The organism is Leifsonia sp. 10N434 (assembly GCF_056394405.1).
The window spans coordinates 557,658-578,816 of the sequence record NZ_JBFTHV010000002.1 but is presented as its reverse complement, the minus strand read 5'-3'; the positions used below and the strand labels follow the sequence as shown (position 1 = coordinate 578,816).

At 69.0% G+C, this 21,159-nt stretch carries 22 protein-coding genes and 1 pseudogene; 18 read left to right on the top strand and 5 right to left on the bottom strand.

Translation table 11 applies throughout. The annotated features are described in order from the left end of the window. Positions 1-8 precede the first annotated feature (8 nt). The gene (locus AC1DB1_RS08450; protein ID WP_477200420.1) at positions 9-710 is read right to left on the bottom strand and encodes an SGNH/GDSL hydrolase family protein; all 702 of its coding nucleotides are present in this window, start codon (positions 708-710) and stop codon (positions 9-11) included. 127 nt (positions 711-837) lie between these two features. Further along, a complete protein-coding gene (locus AC1DB1_RS08445) occupies positions 838-1,971 on the bottom strand; it encodes a glutamate--cysteine ligase (protein WP_271178929.1) in 1,134 nt (377 codons plus the stop codon). Between the two features lie 183 nt (positions 1,972-2,154). On the opposite strand from AC1DB1_RS08445, the gene rpsP reads away from it, so the two are divergent. The 4 genes from rpsP (at position 2,155) to AC1DB1_RS08425 (ending at position 5,657) form a co-directional block, all read left to right on the top strand. Beyond that, on the top strand, positions 2,155-2,640 hold the full coding sequence (rpsP, locus tag AC1DB1_RS08440) for a 30S ribosomal protein S16 (RefSeq protein ID WP_271178381.1): 486 nt from the start codon (positions 2,155-2,157) through the stop codon (positions 2,638-2,640). 4 nt (positions 2,641-2,644) lie between these two features. Then, on the top strand, positions 2,645-2,881 hold the full coding sequence (locus AC1DB1_RS08435) for an RNA-binding protein (protein ID WP_271178382.1): 237 nt from the start codon (positions 2,645-2,647) through the stop codon (positions 2,879-2,881). 1 nt (position 2,882) lies between these two features. Then, a complete protein-coding gene (rimM, locus tag AC1DB1_RS08430) occupies positions 2,883-3,512 on the top strand; it encodes a ribosome maturation factor RimM (RefSeq protein ID WP_271178383.1) in 630 nt (209 codons plus the stop codon). A 189-nt stretch (positions 3,513-3,701) separates the two neighbouring features. Beyond that, entirely contained in the window at positions 3,702-5,657 is a 1,956-nt protein-coding gene (locus tag AC1DB1_RS08425; protein WP_477200419.1) for a cell wall-binding repeat-containing protein, read from the top strand. Between the two features lie 31 nt (positions 5,658-5,688). On the opposite strand, the gene AC1DB1_RS08420 is transcribed toward AC1DB1_RS08425, so the two are convergent. Continuing rightward, a complete protein-coding gene (locus tag AC1DB1_RS08420) occupies positions 5,689-6,351 on the bottom strand; it encodes a GntR family transcriptional regulator (RefSeq protein WP_271178385.1) in 663 nt (220 codons plus the stop codon). Positions 6,352-6,403: 52 nt separating this feature from the next. On the opposite strand from AC1DB1_RS08420, the gene AC1DB1_RS08415 reads away from it, so the two are divergent. Beyond that, the gene (locus AC1DB1_RS08415) at positions 6,404-7,615 is read left to right on the top strand and encodes an MFS transporter (RefSeq protein WP_477200418.1); all 1,212 of its coding nucleotides are present in this window, start codon (positions 6,404-6,406) and stop codon (positions 7,613-7,615) included. 10 nt (positions 7,616-7,625) lie between these two features. Then, positions 7,626-8,312 carry a tRNA (guanosine(37)-N1)-methyltransferase TrmD gene (trmD, locus tag AC1DB1_RS08410; protein WP_477200417.1) on the top strand — a complete coding sequence of 229 codons (687 nt, stop codon included), beginning with the start codon at positions 7,626-7,628 and terminating at the stop codon, positions 8,310-8,312. Positions 8,313-8,391: 79 nt separating this feature from the next. On the opposite strand, the gene map is transcribed toward trmD, so the two are convergent. Next, on the bottom strand, positions 8,392-9,162 hold the full coding sequence (gene map / locus AC1DB1_RS08405) for a type I methionyl aminopeptidase (protein WP_477200416.1): 771 nt from the start codon (positions 9,160-9,162) through the stop codon (positions 8,392-8,394). 87 nt (positions 9,163-9,249) lie between these two features. Here map and AC1DB1_RS08400 point away from each other — a divergent pair, with 87 nt between their 5' ends. The 9 genes and pseudogenes from AC1DB1_RS08400 to AC1DB1_RS08360 all read left to right on the top strand — a co-directional run bounded on the left by AC1DB1_RS08400 (position 9,250) and on the right by AC1DB1_RS08360 (position 16,640). Beyond that, complete coding sequence (locus tag AC1DB1_RS08400; RefSeq protein WP_271178389.1) at positions 9,250-9,744, top strand: hypothetical protein; 495 nt, start codon at positions 9,250-9,252, stop codon at positions 9,742-9,744. 239 nt (positions 9,745-9,983) lie between these two features. Beyond that, the gene (gene rplS, locus AC1DB1_RS08395; protein WP_271178390.1) at positions 9,984-10,331 is read left to right on the top strand and encodes a 50S ribosomal protein L19; all 348 of its coding nucleotides are present in this window, start codon (positions 9,984-9,986) and stop codon (positions 10,329-10,331) included. Positions 10,332-10,418: 87 nt separating this feature from the next. Continuing rightward, positions 10,419-11,165 (top strand): signal peptidase I, encoded by a 747-nt coding sequence (gene lepB / locus AC1DB1_RS08390; RefSeq protein WP_477200415.1) that lies wholly within the window; start codon positions 10,419-10,421, stop codon positions 11,163-11,165. Continuing rightward, positions 11,165-11,800: pseudogene (locus tag AC1DB1_RS08385) on the top strand (ribonuclease HII); the annotation flags it as partial. The gene lepB and the pseudogene AC1DB1_RS08385, both read left to right, overlap by 1 nt. A 181-nt stretch (positions 11,801-11,981) precedes the next feature. Beyond that, a complete protein-coding gene (locus AC1DB1_RS08380; RefSeq protein WP_055893100.1) occupies positions 11,982-12,305 on the top strand; it encodes a DUF2469 domain-containing protein in 324 nt (107 codons plus the stop codon). Positions 12,306-12,412: 107 nt separating this feature from the next. Further along, on the top strand, positions 12,413-12,769 hold the full coding sequence (locus AC1DB1_RS08375) for a YraN family protein (protein ID WP_477200414.1): 357 nt from the start codon (positions 12,413-12,415) through the stop codon (positions 12,767-12,769). Then, positions 12,769-14,322: a YifB family Mg chelatase-like AAA ATPase gene (locus AC1DB1_RS08370; protein ID WP_477200413.1), complete on the top strand. Its 1,554-nt coding sequence runs from the start codon at positions 12,769-12,771 to the stop codon at positions 14,320-14,322. The genes AC1DB1_RS08375 and AC1DB1_RS08370 overlap by 1 nt, the downstream gene beginning before the upstream one ends. Continuing rightward, positions 14,319-15,632: a DNA-processing protein DprA gene (gene dprA / locus AC1DB1_RS08365; protein ID WP_477200412.1), complete on the top strand. Its 1,314-nt coding sequence runs from the start codon at positions 14,319-14,321 to the stop codon at positions 15,630-15,632. The genes AC1DB1_RS08370 and dprA overlap by 4 nt, the downstream gene beginning before the upstream one ends. 102 nt (positions 15,633-15,734) lie before the next feature. Continuing rightward, positions 15,735-16,640, top strand: coding sequence for a tyrosine recombinase XerC (locus tag AC1DB1_RS08360; RefSeq protein ID WP_477200411.1), 906 nt, complete (start codon positions 15,735-15,737; stop codon positions 16,638-16,640). A 49-nt stretch (positions 16,641-16,689) separates the two neighbouring features. Here the strand turns inward: AC1DB1_RS08360 and AC1DB1_RS08355 are convergent, their stop codons facing one another. Beyond that, positions 16,690-17,208, bottom strand: a complete 519-nt coding sequence (locus AC1DB1_RS08355; RefSeq protein ID WP_477200410.1) for a peptidoglycan DD-metalloendopeptidase family protein — start codon at positions 17,206-17,208, stop codon at positions 16,690-16,692. 407 nt (positions 17,209-17,615) lie between these two features. On the opposite strand from AC1DB1_RS08355, the gene AC1DB1_RS08350 reads away from it, so the two are divergent. The 3 genes from AC1DB1_RS08350 (at position 17,616) to tsf (ending at position 21,124) form a co-directional block, all read left to right on the top strand. Beyond that, positions 17,616-19,052, top strand: coding sequence for a sugar porter family MFS transporter (locus AC1DB1_RS08350; RefSeq protein WP_373877168.1), 1,437 nt, complete (start codon positions 17,616-17,618; stop codon positions 19,050-19,052). A gap of 230 nt (positions 19,053-19,282) precedes the next feature. Continuing rightward, positions 19,283-20,251, top strand: coding sequence for a 30S ribosomal protein S2 (gene rpsB / locus AC1DB1_RS08345; protein WP_477200409.1), 969 nt, complete (start codon positions 19,283-19,285; stop codon positions 20,249-20,251). A gap of 45 nt (positions 20,252-20,296) precedes the next feature. Further along, complete coding sequence (tsf, locus tag AC1DB1_RS08340; protein WP_477200408.1) at positions 20,297-21,124, top strand: translation elongation factor Ts; 828 nt, start codon at positions 20,297-20,299, stop codon at positions 21,122-21,124. The last annotated feature ends 35 nt before the right edge of the window (positions 21,125-21,159 follow it).

Genomic DNA, 21,159 nt, shown 5'->3' with positions numbered 1-21,159 from the left:
GAAGCCGGTCAGAGGGCCAGGTTCAGCGGTGCCAGCTTGGAGTCGATGACGTTCGCGACGGCCTTCTGACCGGCGCTGTTCGGGTGGATCTGATCGGCCTGCAACAGCTCGCGGTGCCCGACGAGCGGGAACCCGACGTCGAGGAACGTTCCGTCGACGCCCTGAACGGCCTCTTTCATGATCGCGTCGACCCGCGTGATCGTAGCGGGCGGCGTGTCCGACCCCCAGATCGCCGTCGTGCCGATGATGCGCACCTTCGGGAACTGCTGGCGGAGCGCATCCAGCATCGTCGAGGTCTTCTGCTCGACGAGCGCGGGATTCTGGTCGCGGTCGTTGCGCGTGGCGGCGATCAGGATGAAGTCGGGGTGCAGGGTGAGCGCCGTGTCGACCTGGTCCTGGTAGGTCGTGCCGTTCCAGCCCTTCTTGACGAAGCCGGACCCCGAGACTGCGAGGTCCGTGAGGCGCCAGCCGTGGGCCACGGCCACGCGAGCGGGCCACGCCTCGTCGCGGGCGACGCCCTTGCCGAACGCGATCGAGTCGCCGATCGCGACGAGCAGCGGCTCATGTGCGCCCTGAGGTGCGGCGACCGGCGTTCCGACGGCGGCGACGGGGCGCTGAACGGTCGCGGACGAGCATCCGGCGAGGACGATGGTGGCGGTTGCGGCGACGGCCAGAACGGCCAGGCGCAGGCTTCGGGTAGACAGACGCACGCGATGAGAGTACGTCGCCGAAACTGAGTAAGTGCTGTGGATCCGACGGCGTGTCGGGCGGGGGAGGATGAACCGGTCGGTCAACGGCCGTCTGCGCGGGTGTGGATGGGCGCCGTGCGCCGCTCCGTCAGCGGGGCAGGCCGTCCCTGAGTTCGTGGGTGAGCGAGCTCACGACCGCCTGCAGGCTGCCGCCGTTCGCCTCGGCGACCGCCAGCTGCCGCTGATAGCTCGCGCCATCGCGCAGGATGACGTCCACCGTCTCGAGCTCGGCCAGGCATCCGAGCCGCTCGGCCACCGGAGCGAGGTCGACCACCAGGTCGCGCAGCGCATCCGAGACCAGCCGCTCGCTGCCGTCGGGAGCGACAATGATCTCGGCGTCGAGGCCGTAGCGAGCCGCTCGCCACTTGTTCTCCCGCACGAACCAGGGCTGCAGGGTGACCGGCTCGACGCCGTCGTCGAGCTGCTGGGACATCCGGTCGGTGAGGCAGTGGATCAGAGCGGCGACCGCGCCCACTTCGTCGGCGGTCGAGAGGCCGTCGCAGGCCCGCATCTCCACGGTGCCCCATTGCGGAGACGGCCGGATGTCCCAGCGCACCTCGCTGTGGTCGGTCACGACGCCGGTGGTGACGAGATCCTGAACGTACTCCTCGTAGTTCGTCCAGCTGCCGAACTGCCAGGGGAGCCCCGCCGTCGGCAGCTGCTGGAACATGAGCGCACGATTGGAGGCGTAGCCGGTCTTGGCGCCGCCCCAGAACGGGCTGGATGCGCTCAGGGCCTGCAGGTGGGGATAGTAGGTCAGCAGTCCGTTGACGATCGGGAGCGCCTTGTCGCGGTCGTCGATGCCGACGTGCACGTGGATGCCCCAGATCATCATCTGGCGACCCCACCACTGCGTGCGGTCGAGGAGGCGGTCGTACCGCTCGTTCGGCGTGACCTTCTGGTCGTACCACTGCGCGAACGGGTGCGTGCCGGCGCACATCAGCTCGACGCCGAGCGGGTCGGTGACTGTTCGGACGAGCCCGATGAGCTCCTGGAGGTCGGTGATCGCATCCGGCACCGTGTGGTGCACGCGGCTCACCAGCTCGATGGTGTTGAGCAGCAGTTCGTGGGTGATCTGCGGATGCTCCTCGCCATCGGTTCCGAGCTCCTGCAGCACCTCCTGGGCGATCTGCACGAGGTCTCCGGTCGAGGCGTCGACGAGCGCGAGCTCCCACTCGATCCCCACCGTCGAGCGCTCGGATTCCGAGAATTCGATCTGCATGCTGGTCGTCCCGTTCATCCGATTGTTCAAAGGGCCCACGTTTCTGACAGAATAGCTAGTTGAGTTCCGTCGTACCCGACCCTCTAATCAGGTCCGGTGGAACACCATAGACCTCCTGCCGAGTGTGCCCCCACGCTCACGGCAGTCAGTTCGTCAAATTACCTCATACAACACAGGAGAATTGTGGCTGTCAAAATCCGTCTGAAGCGCCTCGGCAAGATCCGCGCTCCGTACTACCGCATCGTCGTCGCCGACTCGCGCACCAAGCGCGACGGTCGCGTGATCGAGGAGATCGGTCTGTACCACCCCACCGAGGAGCCGTCGGTCATCGAGGTCGACTCGGAGCGCGCTCAGTACTGGCTCGGCGTCGGCGCCCAGCCGTCCGAGCAGGTTCTGGCCCTTCTCAAGCTCACCGGCGACTGGGGCAAGTTCAAGGGCGACAAGAACGCCAAGAGCACCGTCAAGGTCAAGGAAGAGAAGGTCGCCTTCCAGGCCGACGAGAAGAAGAAGCCGGTCCTCAAGCCCAAGGCCGAGAAGCCGGCCGAGGTCGCTGCTGAGGCAGAGGCCGTCGTCGAGGCAGAGGTCGAGGCCGAAGAGGCCGCCGAGGCCGAGGTCGTGACCGAGGCTGAAGAGATCACCGAAGCCGCCGCCGACGGCGAGAAGGCGTAACACCTTGCTCGCACCCGCACTCGCGCACCTCGTCAAGGGGATCGTGGATCACCCCGACGACGTGCACGTCGTTGCAAAGAGTTCGCCCCGTGGCGAGGTCCTCGAGGTTCGTGTGAACCCCGAGGACCTCGGCCGGGTCATCGGCCGGAGCGGCCGCACCGCCAAGGCGCTGCGCACGCTCGTGGGCGCGCTGGCAGACGGTCGTCGCGTTCGCGTCGACGTCGTCGACACCGACAACTGAGGTGGCCGACCACAAGCTGCCGCCGCAGAACGGGTCACCGCGTTCCGACCAGACCCAGCTGCGCGTCGGGCGTCTCAACAAAGCCCACGGGCTGAAGGGCGCCATCAAGGTCGAGCTCTACACGGACGAGCCGGAGAAGCGGTTCGTCCCCGGCGCGGTCTTCACCCTGCAGGTGCCGACCGCGTCGAAATGGCACGGCAAGACGCTGGAGCTCACCGAGCTCCGCTGGTACAACGGCCACGCCGTCGGGTTCTTCAAGGGCGTCGACGACCGCACCGAGGCCGAGACGCTCATCAAAGCGATCCTCTGGGTGACGCAGGACCCGCGCGAGCTGCCGGATGAGGCCGACGCCTGGTACGACCACCAGCTGGTCGGGCTCGACGCCCTCCGCGACGGTGTCAAGGTCGGCATCGTCGCCCGGGTCGACCATCTGCCCGCGCAAGACCTGCTGGCGATCAAGACGGACAACGGCGAGGTTCTCGTCCCGTTCGTCTCGGCGATCGTCCCCGAGGTCGACCTCGCGGCAGGCACGCTGACGCTGACGCCGCCGACGGGCCTCTTCGAAGAGGTGCCGGATGACGACCCGGAACCCGAGGCGGGCGCCCCCGGGACTCGCGAAACGACCGAGTAGCACCGAGCGACTCACCGAGAGCCCCTGCCGGACGGCGGGGGCTCTCTCGTTCTCACTGCTGCCCCGAACGGGGGATGGACCCCGGTGTCTCGACCGATTGACATCGCGTTAGGCTGAGCGCGCTCCGGTACGGATCTCGCCGGAACTCCACTGAGACGTGCCGACGGGTTTCGGCAACAAGGGGACATCGTGCGCCGTCTACCCGGGCTCATCGTCGTGCTCGCAATCGCTGCCACTCTGTTGGTCGCCGGCGTGCCGGCGCCGGTCTCCGCGGCGACAGCGCGTGGGACGACATACACGTTGCCAGCCGGCAACAACAACTACCGGATGGCGGCCGGGCCGGACGGGGACGTCTACGCCCTCAACGTGACCACCAGCGTCGTGAGCAGAATCCGCCCCGATGGCACGTGGAGCCCCGCCATCGCCACGGTGAAGGCGGCCGGCACTCAGGCGGCGGCTCCGTCATCCGCTCTGGCCGTCGCTCCAGACGGGTCCCTGTTCGTGCTGACCTCCAGCGGGGTGATCGAGCACCTCGGCGCCGACGGAACCGATCGGGGTGCCTTCGCGAATGGCGAGGCCTTTCCCGGATTCGCACTCGACGTGTCGCCGAGCGGGGACGTGCGCCTTGAGACGACCTCGTCTCCCGATCAGGCGCCGAACGGGTATCAACTGCTGCTCATCCACCCGGACGGCACCTGGTCGCGCCTGTACACCGCACCGGCCGGAGCCGCCCTGGGGGCACCTCAGGCCACTCCGGACGGCGGCATTGCCATGACGGTCGTGGGGCGGTCGGTCGGAGCGGTCGTGCTTTCGTCTGCCGGAATCGTCGAGCGCTCGTTCACGATCCCGGGCGCGATCAACATCTGGGCCGCTGCGGTCGACAACGATGGCTCCGTCTACGTCGACTACACACTGCAGTCGTCCGTCGACGACGACAGGCTCGGTCGCTTCGGTGCTGACAGCACAACGACCCTCAACATCGTCGACCAGGGTCTGGCCGCACCCGCAGCGCTGGTGTGGGGACCCGGCCACGAGCTGATGAGCGTGAACGATCAACTCGGCGATGTGACCACGGTCTCGAGTGCCGGTGTCGTCACCAAACACGCATTCACCTTCCAACGGTCGGGGAGCGGCGGCGAACAGGCGATCGCAGACCGGTGGGGAAACGTCTGGATCTACTCGATGCCGATGCTCGACTCGAAGGGTACGCGGGGCAACCAGATCACGCGTTACACGTCGACGTCGCGCATCGGTGGGGCGACGCGCTACGACGTGAGCGGGGCCGCGGCGAGCGCGGCGTTCGGCAGGGACGTGCCCGTCGTGTTCGTGGCTTCGGGTGCGGTCTTCCCCGACGCGCTGTCCGGCGGCGCAGCAGCGGCCGCACTCGGTGGCCCTGTGCTCCTCGTGCCGCCGTCGGGCGCCCTCGGGTCGTCCACCGTGCGTGCCCTGACGCGGCTCCGCCCGCACGCGATCGTGGTGCTCGGTGGCACCGCCTCGGTGTCGTCCGCCGTGCAATCGGCACTGAGGTCGTATGCGCCGTCGGTCACCCGCATCGGTGGCGCCGACCGTTACGAGGTCAGTGCTTCGCTGTCGGCATCCGTCTTCTCTCCCGGAGTCGCCAGAGTCTACGTCGCGACGGGGGCTACGTTCCCCGACGCCCTGAGCGGCGCCGCGGCCGCTGGGGCCTCCCACGCGCCTGTGCTGCTGGTACCGGCTTCCGGAGCCATCCCGGACGCGGTCTCGGCGGAGCTGGCGCGCCTGCACCCTGGGGTCATCACGGTTCTGGGCGGTACAGGCTCGGTCGGCGTCGATGTCGCCGGTGATCTGGCCGCGATCGCCCCCGTGACGAGGATCGGGGGTGTGGACCGCTACACCGTGAGCGCAGCGCTCTCGTCGGCGACGTTCCGCCCGGGAGTCGCGAAGGTCTTCGTCGCGCGCGGCGATCTGTTCCCGGACGCTCTCTCGGGCGCGCCTGTCGCTGCGGTGTCCGGCGCCCCCGTGCTGCTTCTCGCGCCGACCGGCGCGATCCCCACCGCGGTGGCGGCGGAGCTGAAACGGCTTAAGCCGCACGGCATCATCGAGCTCGGAGGTGCATCCGGAGTGTCGGCGACGACGGATAAGACGCTGCTGGCCTATATCCGCTGATCACCGGCCGGGCGGCCGTTCGTGGCCGGGCTCAGCCGACGACGGCGAGGCCCCGGGCGCGCAGGGTACGGGCATCCGCGTCGAGCGCGGCGAGCAGGCGCTCGTGCGTGCCGAGGATGTGGTGGTGGATGCGCTCCGCCGCGGCGTCCGCATCGCGGGCGGCCACGAGGTCGACGATCTCGCGGTGCTCCTCCCACGAGCGGCGTCGGGCATCCTCCGTGCGCACCTCGAGCCAGCGGGTGCGGGCGAGGCGGGTCATCGCCGCGTCCACGGCGTCGCTGAAGTAGTCGTTGCCGCAGAGACCGGCGAGCTCGACGTGGAAGTGAGCGCCGGCGCGCACGCTCTGCTCGTTCGGCGTCTCGAGCGAGAACCGGCCGAGCCGCTCGGCGAGGGAAGCGATCGCCTCGTCGTCGGCGCGCATACAACTGAGCCGCACGGCCGCGGTCTCCAGGGCATCGCGCAGTTCGCTGAGCCGGGCGATCTCACCGAGGTCGATGGGGGAGACCTGCCATGCGCGGCCGTCGCGCTCCACCAGCCCGTCGGATTCGAGGCGCATCAGCGCCGCCCGGAGCGGGGTCCTGGATGCCCCCAGCTCGACCTCGAGGCCGCGTTCGGTCAGGCGTGCGCCCGGCGTGCGCTCGAGGTCGAGGATCTGCGCGCGGAGTCTGTCGTAGACGTGCGTCTGCTCGGGCATCCGATGCCTTCCATTTGGTATACCGGCTTGGTATACCAGTAGGGTATACCGCATGACCACGATCATGACACGAACACCCCGTCCGTGGCTGATGCTGGCGTTCGGCGTGACGGCTCAGGCGAGTTCGACGGTGTTCGTCAGCACGCCGGCGTTCCTCATCCCGCTGCTGCATACCGAGCGTGGTCTCTCGCTCGGGGAGGCGGGTCTGCTCGCGTCGGCGCCGACCCTCGGGCTCGTGATCACCCTGATCGCGTGGGGAGCGCTGAGTGACCGGATCGGGGAGCGGTGGGTCATCTCGGCCGGTCTCGCGATCACGGCGCTGGCCGCGTTCGCCGCGATGTTCGCGAGCGACTACGTGAGCCTGGGCGCGCTGTTCCTGATCGGCGGGATGGCGGCGGCGAGTCCCAACGCCGCCAGCGGGCGCGTGGTGATCGGCTGGTTCCCCAAGGAGCGTCGCGGACTGGCGATGGGCATCCGGCAGATGTGCCAGCCCCTCGGTGTCGCCGTTGCCGCGTTGACCATCCCGCAGCTCGCCGCGTCCGGTGGCATCGCGGCGGCGCTGGTCGTGCCCGCTGTGCTCTGCGCGGTCTCCGCGGTGCTGTGCGCCGTCGGGATCGTCGACCCGCCCCGTCCGCCGCGCGGCATCGCCGAGGACGGCTCGGCGCATCCGCTCGCCACCTGGAAGCCGTACCGGGAGACCTCGCTGCTCTGGCGCATCCACGTGGTGTCGATGCTGCTGGTCGTGCCGCAGTTCGCGATCTCGACCTTCGGCCTCGTCTGGCTGGTCACGGAGCTGCATTTCCCGTCGCTCGCGGCCGGAGTCGTGATCGGCGTGAGCCAGTTCGCCGGGGCGCTCGGCCGGATCGGCGTCGGCGTACTGAGCGACCGTGTCGGAAGCCACCTGCGACCGTTGCGCTGGGTCTCGATCGCCGCCGTGGCTGTGATGCTGCTGATGGCCGTCGCGGCCTCTTTGGGCGCCGCCTGGGCCGCGGTGATCCTCATCGTCGCGGCGATCGTGACCGTCGCCGACAACGGTCTGGCGTACACCTCGGTGGCGGAGATCGCCGGGCCGTTCTGGTCGGGGCGTGCGCTCGGCGCGCAGAACACCGGGCAGTTCCTGGCGGCGTCGGTCGTCGGTCCTGCGGTGGGCGGGCTCATCACGCTGGTGGGCTTCCCACTCGCCTTCGCCGCGGTCGCCCTGTGCCCGGTCGTCGCCGTTCCGCTCGTGCCGCGCGACCGCGAGCTGGCCGTCGTGCCGCAATAGACTTTCCGGCATGCGCATCGACATCGTCACGATCTTCCCCGAGTTCTTCGATGTGCTCGACATCTCGCTGCTCGGCAAGGCGCGGCAGTCCGGCATCATCGACCTCGGCGTGCACAACCTGCGCGACCACACCCACGACCGGCACCGCACGGTCGACGACACTCCGTACGGCGGCGGGGCGGGCATGGTGATGAAGCCGGAGCCGTGGGGCGAGGCGCTCGACGGCATCCTGCCCGCTGGACCGGGCGACCCGCTCGTGATCTTCCCGTCGCCGGCGGGAGATGTCTTCACCCAGGCGATGGCGCGCGAGCTCGCGCACGAGCAGCACCTCGTCTTCGGATGCGGTCGCTACGAGGGCATCGACCAGCGGGTCTTCGACGACACGGCGTCACGTGCCCGTGTGCGACTGGTGAGCATCGGCGACTACGTGCTCAACGGCGGCGAGGTGGCGACCATGGCGATGATCGAGGCCATCGGCCGGTTGATCCCTGGCGTCGTCGGAAATCCGGAGAGCCTGGTGCAGGAGTCCCACGAAGACGGCCTGCTCGAGTACCCGAGCTACACGAAGCCGGCCGAGTGGCGAGGGCGGGACGTGCCGCCGGTGCTGCTGTCGGGCAACCACGGCGCGATCGCCGCCTGGCGACGCGAGCAGCAGCTCGAGCGCACGGCGCGCGTGCGGCCCGATCTGCTCGGCTGAAGGCTTCCGCGGACATCAGTGCGCGCGCTCAGCCCTCGCGGGCGGTGAGCCCTTGCGGGCGGTCAGCCCTTGCGGGCGGTCAGCCCTCGCGGGCGGTGAGCACGATCGGGTCTCCGTCTGTGATCGCGATGGTGTGCTCGGAGTGCGCGCCGCGTGAGCCGTCCGCGCTGCGCAGTGTCCAGCCGTCGCGGTCGGTGTAGATCTCGTCCGTCGTCTCGAGGAACCAGGGCTCGATCGCGATCACGAGTCCCGGTCGCAGGGGGAAGCCACGGCCGGCGCGGCCGTCGTTCGGCACGTGCGGGTCGCCGTGCATGGTGCGGCCGACGCCGTGGCCGCCGAACTGCGTGTTGATCGAGTAGCCCTCGGCGTGGGCGACGGCGGCGATCGCGGCCGAGATGTCGCCGACGCGATTGCCGGGAAGTGCGGCGGCAATCCCGGCCGTGAGCGCGCGACGGGTCGTGTCGATCAGCCGCAGGTCTTCATCGCGGGCATTCCCGACGACGAAGCTGATCGCGGAGTCGGCGACCCAGCCGTCGACGGCGGCCGCGAAGTCGAGGGTCAGCAGGTCGCCGTCCTGCAGACGGTAGTCGTGGGGGAGACCGTGCAGCACGGCATCGTTCACCGAGGTGCAGATGACCTTGCCGAACGGGCTCGCGCCGAACGACGGGTGGTAGTCGAGGTAGCTCGAGACGGCGCCGGCGCTCCTGATGAGGTCGTGGGCGATCCGGTCGAGCTCGAGCAGGTTGGTGCCCACGCGCGCCGCTGTGGCCGTGCGCGCCAGCACATCGGCGACGAATCGCCCTGCCGGGCGCATCTGCTCGATCTCGGCAGGGGTCCTCAACTCGATCACACGATCTCCTCACGTCGTGCGAACAGTTTTTCACGCCTTCGGCGAACCCGCAGCCACCGCACAGCCTGGCACGGATACGCTGGTCGCGTGTTCATCCGCAAGGCGTTTTATTGGTGGCTCTTCCCGTCCGCCGTCGTCCTGCCCGTCTGGCTGCTGATCGGCTGGGCGATCTTCCACCCGAGCGGGTGGGCGTTCGTCGCTCTGCTGGTGATCTGCCCCATCCTGTTCATCGCCCAACTCGCCATCGGCGGCATCATCGCGGCGCGCAGGAGCGTGCGGGAATCCCGGGCGGTCTCCTGGTACGACGTGGGTCTCCTCACGGCCTGGCACGCCTCGATCGTGGTGTTCGGCTGCTTCATCGACGGGGTGTCCAGCTGGTTGCCCGTCGTCGGCATCCTGCTCGGACTGGCGACGTTCTGGATCGTGCTGTGGGAGCTGGTGACGGAGACCCGGACCCGGGTGCAGCAGACGTTCGAGGCCTACGAACGGGCCGCGCAGCCGCAGCAGGTGAACCGTCCGCCCGCCGCATCCGGTGACGCCGTCGAGTACATCGTCATCGAAGAGCGCCGCGACGAGAGCTGAGGCGCACGGTCCTGTGCGCTGAGCCTCTTCGGCCGGATCGGGCGTGCTTTGGCAAACCGGCCCCCTTCATGGCAGAATTGTTGTTTGTGCCGCGGCCAGGCTCTGCCACAGGGGAGCCAGCAATCCTCGCGGACACCCCATAACCGATAATCCGGACGCAGCCGGCGCGGTCACCCGCGTTCGCTGCAGTCCCCAAGTCCGTCCTCGACCTGTGGCGGGTACAGAGAGCGAACCCAGCAATGCACATTCTCGATCAGGTGGATGCCGCTTCACTGAAGCAGGACATCCCGGCCTTCCGCGCCGGCGACAACGTCAAGGTCCACGTCAACATCGTCGAGGGTACCCGCTCTCGTATCCAGGTCTTCCAGGGCGTCGTCATCGGCCGCTCCGGCGAAGGCGTCCGCGAGACCTTCACGGTCCGCAAGGTGAGCTTCCAGGTGGGCGTCGAGCGTACCTTCCCGGTGCACTCCCCGGTCATCGACCACATCGAGGTCGTCACCCGCGGTGACGTGCGTCGCGCCAAGCTCTACTACCTGCGCGAGCTGCGCGGCAAGAAGGCGAAGATCAAGGAGAAGCGCGACAACTGAGGCCCGACGCGCCTCGACTCGCGGTTCCCGTAGAACCTGCTCTGAGCTCCCGTTCCTTTACACTGGACCGGGAGCTCAGGCGGTTAAATGACGGAAGAAGCAGTGCCCACCCGGTCGAACCGCGTGGCGACGGAACGGCGCGGCCGACGGCGCAGCACCGGTGCCTTCATCCGCGACATCCTCATCATCTTCGTCGTCGCGATCCTGGTCTCCTTCCTCATCAAGACGTTCATCGTGCGGTCGTTCTACATCCCGTCTGCGTCGATGGAGAACACGCTGCAGATCGACGACCGCATCATCGTCAACGAGCTCGAGCCGGGCATGATCCCGATCAGCCACGGCGATGTCGTCGTCTTCCGTGATCCGGGCGGCTGGCTCGCCCCGCAGCCGCCTGTCCACCAGAACGGGTTCGGCGCCGCCGTCGACCAGGTGCTCACCGTCATCGGGCTCTCGGCGGCCGACAGCAACGACCATCTCATCAAGCGGGTCATCGGGCTGCCGGGCGACCGGGTCGCGTGCTGCACGGCCGACGGACACGTCTCGGTGAACGGTAAGGCGCTCACCGAGCCGTACATCCTCGTGCCGCCCGGCAAGAAGGACGCCGCGACCAGGAGCTTCGACGTGACGGTTCCGAAGGGCGAGCTCTGGGTGATGGGCGACAACCGCTACAACTCCCAGGACTCCTCACTGAATCAGGACCTTCCCGGCCGCGGATTCGTGCCGATCGACCATGTCGTCGGGCGCGCCTTCGTGATCAGCTGGCCGACGAACCGCTGGACCTGGCTCGACGACTATCCCGACGTCTTCCGCGGAGTGGAGGAGAATCAGAAGTGATGACTCCGATCAGCCCGACCCTCCGTTTCGAGCGCTCGCTCTACCGTGACGGCGTCACGTCGATCGTCGCGGTGGACGAGGTCGGCCGCGGGGCGCTCGCCGGCCCGGTCGCGGTCGGCATGGTCGTCATCGACAGCGCGGTCAAACGGATGCCCACCGGATTGCGCGACTCCAAACTGCTGCCCGAACCGGCGCGCGAGGCACTCGAGCCGCTCTGCCGGCGCTGGGTCCTGCACTCGGCGGTCGGAATGGCGACGGCCGCGGAGGTCGACTCGCTGGGCATCATGCGGTGCCTCGGGCTCGCGGGAGCGCGTGCGCTCGGTCTGCTCGAGGCGGGCGGCGCCGACGTGCGGGACAGCACGCTGATCCTCGACGGCAACTACGACTACCTGAACCCGGCACTGATGCGCCCCGCTCGCGTCGTGACGCGGATCAAGGCCGACAGGGACTGCGCGTCCGTCGCCGCCGCGTCGGTGATCGCCAAGGTGCACCGCGACCGGCTCATGATCGCCCATGACCGCGACTACCCCGGCTACGGCTGGGCGTCGAACAAGGGCTACTCGAGCCGGGAGCATTTCGCGGCCATCGCGGAGCTCGGGCCGAGCGCCCTGCACCGGCTCACCTGGCTGAAGGACCCGGCCACGCTGGACCTGCCGCTGGACATGCCGGACGACCTTCCGGTCGGCCTGCCGGGCGAACCTCCTTCGGAGTTTCCGGTGGAGCTTTCGGCAGGGTCGTCTGCGAACGGCGCTTCGGCCCTTCGTGCCGACCTCCCGGCATAGACGGGCCGATCATCCGGCATAGACTGGTCGGACGATGGATGAAGACGAGTTCGACGACTACGACCGCGAGGTCGAGTTGGCTTTGTACCGCGAATACCGGGACGTCGTCTCGCAGTTCAAGTACGTGATCGAGACCGAGCGCCGGTTCTACCTTGCGAACGAGGTGGAGTTCGTGCGCCGGGACACCGAGCATGACTTCTACTTCGAGCTGACCATGAACGACGTGTGGGTGTGGGACGTGTACCGTTCCGACCGCTTCGTGAAGTCGGTGCGCGTGCTGACGTTCAAGGACGTCAACATCGAGGAGCTCTCGAGCAAGGAGTTCGAGCTCCCCAAGGAACTCGCCCTCGACGAGTAACGGCTCGCCTCCTCCACAGGCCCAGTCCTGCACGCCCTCTGCACAGATCGCGGGGCCTGCTGCCGAGCACGCGCGATCCCTCCCAGGCTTGTCCCGGGAGGTTACGGATGGCAGCGAAAGACGACCTGGGCCGGCGGGGCGAGGAGGTGGCTGCGCTCTGGTTGGAGCAGCAGGGCTACCGAGTGCTGGATCGCAATTGGAGATGTCGCTCGGGGGAGCTCGACCTCGTGGTCCGGCGGGAACGGACGACCGTCTTCGTCGAGGTGAAGACACGGACCTCGGTGGCGTTCGGGCATCCGTTCGAGGCCATCACGGCGGTCAAGGCCAACCGGCTCCGGCGGCTGGCTGCGGAGTGGTGCACAACGAGGGATGAACCGGCGGGCGACGTGCGTATCGACGCCATCGCTGTGCTCGACGCCTGGAGCGCCGCGCCGGTGGTCGAGCATCTCGCCGGTGTCGCCTGATGGCGCTCGCACGCACCTACGCCGTCGCGCTCACCGGCATGCACGGCGACGTGGTCGAGGTCGAGGCGGACATCGCGGCCGGGCTGCCGGCCTTCGTGCTGATCGGGCTGCCCGACCTGGCCCTCGGCGAATCACGCAAGCGGGTCAGCTCCGCGGCGGTCAACGCCGGATGCCCGCTGACGCAGCGCAAGCTCACGATCAACCTGTCGCCCGCCGCACTGCGCAAGCAGGGATCGGCGTTCGACCTCGCCATCGCGATCGCCGCCCTCGCGGCGGGAGGCGACCTCCGGCCGGAATCGGCGAGCCGCGTCGTGCACCTCGGTGAGCTCGGACTCGACGGTCGGCTCCGGCCGGTGCCCGGCATCCTGCCCAGCGTACGGGCGGCCAGAGCAGCCGGCTTCGAGCACGTGATGGTGCCGCATGCGAACGCCGACGAGGCCAGGCTCGTCGACGGCATCGAGGTCACCGGTGTCGTCTCGCTCCGCGATGCCGTGATCCGGCACGGAGGCGACCTGGCTCCCGACGACTCGCTCGAGCCGGCGGCTGTCGCCGCCGTGGTCGATGACATCGCCGCAGAGCCGGAGATGGCCGACGTGGTGGGCAATGACGAGATCGTCGAGGCCCTCGTCGTGGCCGCGGCCGGGGGACACCACGTCTCGATGATCGGGCCGCCCGGCGCGGGCAAGACGATGCTCGCGGCGCGGTTGCCGAGCATCCTCCCCGACCTCACCGACGAGCAGGCCCTCGACGTGACGTCGATCCGGTCCCTCCTCGGCGTCCGCATCGGTCACGAGCTCCTCCGCCGGCCGCCCTTCGAGGCACCGCACCACACCGCCTCGCAGGTCGCCCTCGTGGGAGGCGGGAGCGGGCGCATCGTGCCGGGCGCCATTGTTCGGGCCTCGCATGGGGTGCTGCTCCTCGACGAGGCCGCGGAGTTTCCGGCGAGCGTGCTCGATGCTCTCCGGCAGCCGCTGGAGTCAGGGTCCATCACGATCCACCGGGCCGGCGGGGTGGCCACATTCCCCGCGCGCTTCCAGCTGGTGCTCGCGTCGAATCCGTGTCCATGCGGTCGCTACGGTTCGACCGACGACGAATGCACGTGCACGCCGATCGCTCGTCGCCGCTACCTGGCGAAGATCTCGGGACCGCTGCTCGACCGGGTGGACATCCGGCTGAACGTCCGGCGGCTCGGTCTGGCGGCGGTACGCGAGGCGGATGCAGGCCAGGAGAGCGCAGCGACCCGCCCGACGAGCGAGCTGCTGCGCCGTCGCGTGGCCGCGGCCCGAGCGGTCGCCGCCGAGCGGATGGCGGGCACTCCGTGGAACAGGAACGCGGATGCGTCCGGCACCTGGCTGCGCACGGGCCCGCGGCGACTGAATCGCGCAGCGCTGGGTGCTCTCGATCGTGCCCTGGAGCGAGGCAGCCTCACGATGCGCGGCTACGATCGATCTCTCCGCCTGGCGTGGACGATCGCCGACCTCGAGACCGGTGGTGCGCCGACGGCGGAGCATGTCGCCGCGGCGCTCTACCTGCGGCGGGGAACGACGATATGACCTTCCTCCAGGTGCCGCACAGCGAGCTCGCCCGCCTGCTGCGACCGGTCGCCGCGAGATCCGGTGCCGCGGGATCGGGTGCCGACCAGGGGGATGTCCGCGCAGCGGATGTCGGCAGCGGTTTCGACGATCGCGACGTGCTGGAGGACCGCTTCGCCACCGCGGTGTTCTCGACGCTGACCGAGCCGGGGGACAAGGATGCCGGAACGCTCGTCGGGGCGCTCGGTCCCGCGCGCGCCCTGGTGGGCCTCGTGGAGCGATGGCCGCCGGAGCGGCTGGCGGCCGAGGTGGCGGAGGCGGACCCGGGCGCCGCCGCGGTGCTCGCGCCACGCATCGCCGACGCGATCGACCGATGGACGCCGCGATTGTCGTTGGCTGGTGCGACCCGATCGCTCGAATCCGCCGCCCGGGTCGAGGCTGTACTCCTCACCCGGTCGCACGAGCTGTGGCCGGCGGGCTTCGGCGCACTGGGTGACGGCGCGCCGTTGGCGCTCTGGGTGCGGGGCGACGCCGGGGCGATGCGGACGCTCGGGCGGTCGCTCGCGCTTGTCGGAGCGCGCGCGGCCACCGGTTACGGCGAGCATGTCGCGATGGAGGCGGCGGCCGGCCTCTCCGATCGGGGGATCACCGTCGTCTCGGGCGGCGCCTATGGGATCGACGGTGCCGCACACCGCGCTGCGTTGGCGAGCGACCATCCGACGGTCGCCTTCCTGGCGGGCGGCGTCGACCGCCTCTATCCCGCCGGGCACACCGACCTGCTCACCAGGATCGCGCAGCGAGGTCTGCTCGTCGCCGAGCTCCCGTGCGGGTCCTCGCCGACGAAGTGGCGATTCCTGTTGCGCAACCGGCTCATCGCCGCTGCGAGTGCCGCAACGGTCGTGGTCGAGGCGGGTCGCCGGTCGGGGTCGTTGAACACGGCGGGCCACGCGGCGGCGATCGCGCGACCGCTGGGCGCCGTTCCCGGGCCGGTGACATCGCCGGCGTCGGCGGGCTGCCACCGGCTCCTGCGCGAGTTCGACGCGGCCTGCGTGACCGATGCCGCCGAGATGGCCGAGCTCGCCGGGTTCGATGATCCCGTCTCGCCGGGGTCATCACGGGGCGAGGCAGCACGCCGCGTCGCCCTGGACGGCGTGGCCGTGGACGGGCATCCGGTGCGCGTGCTGGACGCCCTGGTGCGCACCCGTGGTCGCCCCGCTCACGTGGTGGCATCGTCGTCCGGGCTGTCGGTTCGGGACGTGACCGCGACACTGGCCGAACTCGAACTCGAGGGGAGGGTGGCCGAGCACGCCGACGGGTGGGTGAAGGTGTGAGGGTCGTCGCGGGTCGCGGGACATGTGTGGGGAGCGTGCGGATTCTGGAACGAGCCGCCTGAGCTCCGCGGGATCGGCGGCTCTCGGGGGGATGCTGGGGGAGTGGAGCTGCAGCGCGCGATCGAGAGGTACGTCGCGCACCTCACGGTGGAGCGCGGGTACTCCCCGCAGACGGTTCGCGCGTACCGGTCCGATCTCGCTGCGTTCACCACCTTCGCCGAGGCGCGTGCGGTCGCCGACACCGGGGCGATCACGCTCGACCTGTGGCGGGACTGGCTGTGGGATGCGTCGCAGCGGGGCCTCTCGACGGCGACGCTCGCACGCCGCTCGGCGACCGCGAAGGGGTTCAGCGCCTGGTTGACGCGGGCCGGAGCGGAGAACGCCGACCCTGCGGCACGGCTCAAGACGCCCAAGGCCGGCAAGACTCTTCCGCGGGTGATCAACAGGGCGCAGATCGCGGAGGTGCTCGAACTGCTCGCGACGCGGGCCGCCGACGGGGACCCTGCCCGGCTCCGCGACGTCGCCGTGATCGAGCTGCTCTACGCCTCCGGGCTGCGCGTCTCGGAGCTGGCGGGTCTCGACATCGACGACATCGACCTCGACCGGCTCACTGTGCGCGTTCTCGGCAAGGGCGCGAAGGAGCGAACCGTCCCGTTCGGTGTCCCCGCGCACCGTGCCATCGTCGACTACCTCCGCCGGGGCCGTCCGCATCTCGCGTCGGAGCGTTCCGGCGCGGCCGTCTTCCTCGGTGCCCGAGGCGTTCGACTCGGAACCCGGTCGATCTACCGTCTCGTCGCCGGCCTGCTCGCCGATCTGCCCGGTACGGGACCGGCCGGACCGCACGCCCTCCGGCATACCGCCGCCACCCACCTGCTCGACGGCGGCGCCGACCTCCGTGCGGTGCAGGAACTGCTGGGCCACGCGAGCCTCGGCACCACGCAGATCTACACGCACGTTTCGACCGAGCGGCTCAAGGAGAGCTACCGGATCGCGCACCCCCGGGCCTGAACCACGCGGCACCCGGGCCACGTTGTTCGTCCGCCGAGCCCACCGGGTCTCACCTCCCGTTTCCGCTGCCGAGGGGGAGGAGCACCGCGCGCGGGACGCGATCGAAGTACAGAAGCGGCGAGACGTACTCGCCGTACACCCGCACCCCGACGTGCAGGCACGTCTCGTCGCAGTGTCCACCCGTCGACACCACTCCGACCGACCCCCCGACCGCGACCGAGTCGCCCGCCTTCAACTCTGACCGCACCGGCTCGTAGCTCGAGAGAACACCGTCGCCGTGATCCAGCGTGAGCACCGGGCGATCCACCACGACCCCGGAGAAGTGCACGACCGCGTCCGAGGGTGCCGACACCGCAGCGCCGGGAGACGCACGCAGATCCACCCCGCGGTGTCCGGCCGAATACGGAGTCGCGGGCGCCTCGAACGGACGTGTCAGCGCTACCCCCTGCAGCGGCCAGCGCCAGGCGCCACGAGAGGTGCTGTCGATCGCAGCAGGACGCAATCCGGTCGCGCCTCCGTGATCCGTGCCGGCACCGAAACCTGCCGACACCGCCAGCGTTATCGCCACTGCAGGCCATCTCGTCCGCCGGATTCTCCGCATCCCGTCCTCCCTGTATCCGCCTGCGCATCGGGATGCGGGGCCCACCGTCGCCCGGGATTCCGCCCGCTCAGCGAGCGCCGCCGCTCGTGATTCGACTGTGGTGGACGCATGCACCTGCGACGGGGGAGTCGGCTAATCCGTGGAGAACGGATCGCACGGCGCTGCGGTGGAGGGCGCGCGACAGCGCGGCACGCCCGGCCGTATGCAGGTGTTTGCGAGTGTGAAGTACCGGAGTACCGTGTCATTCGCCGGTGATCCGAACACCTCCCGGTGTCCGACGGACCCGCACTCGATCGCAAAGGTCTCAGATGTCTGAACAGCAGAGAAACACCTCGTCCTCGGCGGACGACAACGCGCCCAAGCCGACGTCCGCGATGCGCCGCAAGGTCATCGGGCTCGCCGTCGCTGCGGCCGTCGGCGGCTTCCTCTTCGGATTCGACTCCTCCGTCGTGAACGGCGCAGTGGACTCCATCCAGAAGAACTTCGCCCTCAACGACTTCGTCAAGGGCTTCGTGGTGGCCATCGCCCTGCTCGGTTGCGCGGTCGGTGCGTACATCGCCGGTCGCCTCGCCGACCGGTGGGGCCGCATCAAGGTGATGCTGCTCGGCTCTATCCTGTTCCTCGCCAGCTCGATCGGCGCCGGCCTGGCCTTCTCGGTCTGGGATCTCGGCTTCTGGCGTGTGATCGGCGGTCTCGGCATCGGCATCGCCTCCGTCGTGGCCCCGGCCTACATCGCGGAGATCGCCCCGAAGCAGTCCCGCGGTAGCTTGGCATCGCTGCAGCAGCTCGCCATCACGATCGGTATCTTCGTCGCCCTGCTCTCCGACGCCCTTCTCGCCGGCGTCGCCGGCTCCGCATCCAACCAGCTGTGGTTCGGACTCGAGGCGTGGCGGTGGATGTTCCTGGTCGGTGTCATCCCGTCGGTCGTCTACGGCATCCTGGCGCTGATCCTGCCCGAGTCGCCGCGCTACCTGCTCGCGACCGGAAAGCACGACGAAGCCCGCGCGATCTTCGCCACCCTCGTGCCGGAGAGCGACATCGACCGCCAGATCGGCGACATCGAGCACTCGATCGAGGAGGACAAGGAGGGCCTCAAGGCCACCCTGCGCGGCAACAGGTTCGGACTCAAGCCGATCGTCTGGATCGGCATCATCCTGTCGGTGTTCCAGCAGTTCGTCGGCATCAACGTGATCTTCTACTACTCGACGACGCTCTGGCAGGCCGTGGGATTCACCGAGAAGAACTCCTTGCTGATCACGGTGATCACGTCGGTCACCAACGTGGCTGTCACGGTCGTCGCCATCCTGCTCGTCGACCGCGTCGGACGACGTCCCATCCTGCTCACCGGCTCGATCGGGATGGCCGTCTCGCTCGGAGCGATGGCCCTGGCGTTCGCGTTCTCCGTGACGAACAGCAAGGGCGAGGTCAGCCTGCCCGGCGCCTGGGGACCGATCGCACTGGTCGCGGCCAACGTCTTCGTCGTCTGTTTCGGCGCGTCGTGGGGTCCGCTGGTCTGGGTGCTGCTCGGCGAGATCTTCCCGACGAAGATCCGCGGCAAGGCGCTCGGTGTCGCGGCGGCTGCGCAGTGGATCGCCAACTTCCTGGTCACCGTCAGCTTCCCGCCGATGGCGGCCTTCTCGCTGCCGTTCACGTACGGCATGTACGCGGTGTTCGCTCTGCTGTCGTTCTTCTTCGTGTTCTGGAAGATCCCGGAGACCAACGGCATGGCGCTCGAGCACGCGGAGACGCTGTTCGCCAACGCGGGCAAGAACCGCGGGGTCCAGGTGCGCTCCAGCGGCGACACCGTCTAGGGCGCGTTCTGATAAGATGACTGCAGCACTCCGCTCGTCGGGGTGACTACGCGTGCCCACTCGGGTTCACGCCACATCCACCGGTCTTCACGATCCACGGGTCATCCCGTCGGCCGAGGAGCGGATGTGCGCGCCGGGCACCAGGAGTGGCGGCCGTCCGGTCGCCGCAGTCAACCGCAAGAGCATCCGCGTGCCGCGCGCGCCCGGATGCGAGAAAAGGAGAACGGCAAATGGCCGTTGTAACCATGCGCCAGCTGCTCGACAGCGGCGTCCACTTCGGACACCAGACCCGCCGCTGGAACCCGAAGATGAAGCGATTCATCCTGACGGAGCGCTCGGGCAGCTACATCATCGACCTGCAGCAGTCGCTCGCGTACATCGACAAGACGTACGAGTTCGTGCGCGAGACGGTCGCCCACGGCGGCACCATCCTCTTCGTCGGCACCAAGAAGCAGGCACAGAACGCCATCGCCGAGCAGGCGACGCGTGTCGGCCAGCCCTACGTCAACCAGCGCTGGCTCGGTGGCCTCCTCACCAACTTCCAGACGGTGTCGAAGCGCCTCGCCCGCATGAAGGAGCTCGAGGAGCTCGACTTCGAAGGCACCACGAGCGGCTTCACCAAGAAGGAGCTCCTCATCAAGAAGCGGGAGCTCGACAAGCTGCACAAGTCGCTCGGCGGCATCCGCAACCTGGCGAAGACCCCGAGCGCGCTCTGGGTCGTCGACACCAAGAAGGAGCACCTGGCGATCGACGAGGCCAAGAAGCTGGGCATCCCGGTCATCGGCATCCTCGACACCAACTGCGACCCCGACGAGGTCCAGTACCCGATCCCGGGTAACGACGACGCCATCCGCTCGGTCAGCCTGCTGACCCGCATCGTCGCCGACGCCGCGGCCGAGGGCCTCATCCAGCGTCACCAGAAGCCCGAAGAGGGTGCAGAGCCGGCCGAGCCGCTCGCCGAGTGGGAGCAGGAGCTCCTCACGTCGTCGGGTGACGAGGTCCAGTCCAGCGCCGAGACCGAGAAGGCAGCAGACGCCGACCTCGCCGAGGCCAAGGCGGACTCCGCCGAGGTCGTCGCCGAGGGCGAAGCCGTCGCCGAGGCTGTTGCGGAGACCGAAGCCGACGCGGGCGCCGAAGCCGCGGTCGCCACCGATGACGCCACCGAGGCTGTCGTCGAGGCCGACACCGACGCCAAGTAACCCGTCTCCCACTCCACATTTTCGACAGAAGGTTCTCAAAGGAACATGGCAAACATCAGCATCGCTGACATCAAAGCCCTGCGCGAGCAGCTCGGCACGGGCATGGTCGACACCAAGAAGGCACTCGAGGAGGCCGATGGAGACATCGAGAAGGCCACCGAGATCCTGCGCCTGAAGGGTGCCAAGGGCAACGCGAAGCGTGCCGACCGCTCCACGAGCGAAGGCCTCGTCGCGGCCAAGGAGAACGGCACCAGCGCCACCATGATCGAGCTCGCGTGCGAGACCGACTTCGTGGCCAAGGGTGACAAGTTCATCGCCCTCTCCGACAAGGTGCTCGACGCGGTCGTCGCAGCGGGCGCCACCACGGTCGAGGAGGCCCTCGCGGCCCCCGCCGGCGGCCAGACCGTCGCCGAGCTCATCGGTGACGAGGCCGCCATCCTCGGCGAGAAGGTGGAGCTCCGCCGCCTCGCCGTCGTGACCGGCGAGCACTTCGCGATCTACCTGCACAAGACCTCCAAGGACCTGCCCCCGCAGGTCGGTGTCGTGCTCGGCTACACCGGCGACGACGCGGAGACCGCTCGCAGCATCGCGCAGCACATCTCGTTCGCCAACCCGGAGTACCTCACCCGTGAGGACGTCCCGGCGGAGGCCGTCGAGAACGAGCGCCGCATCGTCGAGGAGATCTCGCGCAACGAGGGCAAGCCCGAGGCCGCGCTCCCGAAGATCATCGAGGGTCGCCTCGGCGCCTACTTCAAGCAGGTCGCCCTGCTCGAGCAGGACTACGCGAAGGACAACAAGCTGAGCATCAGCCAGGTCGTCAAGGAGGCGGGAATCACCGTCACCGGCTTCGCGCGCTTCAAGGTCGGCGCCTAACAGCCTCATGAAGGAGTCCGGATCGTTCTCACGAT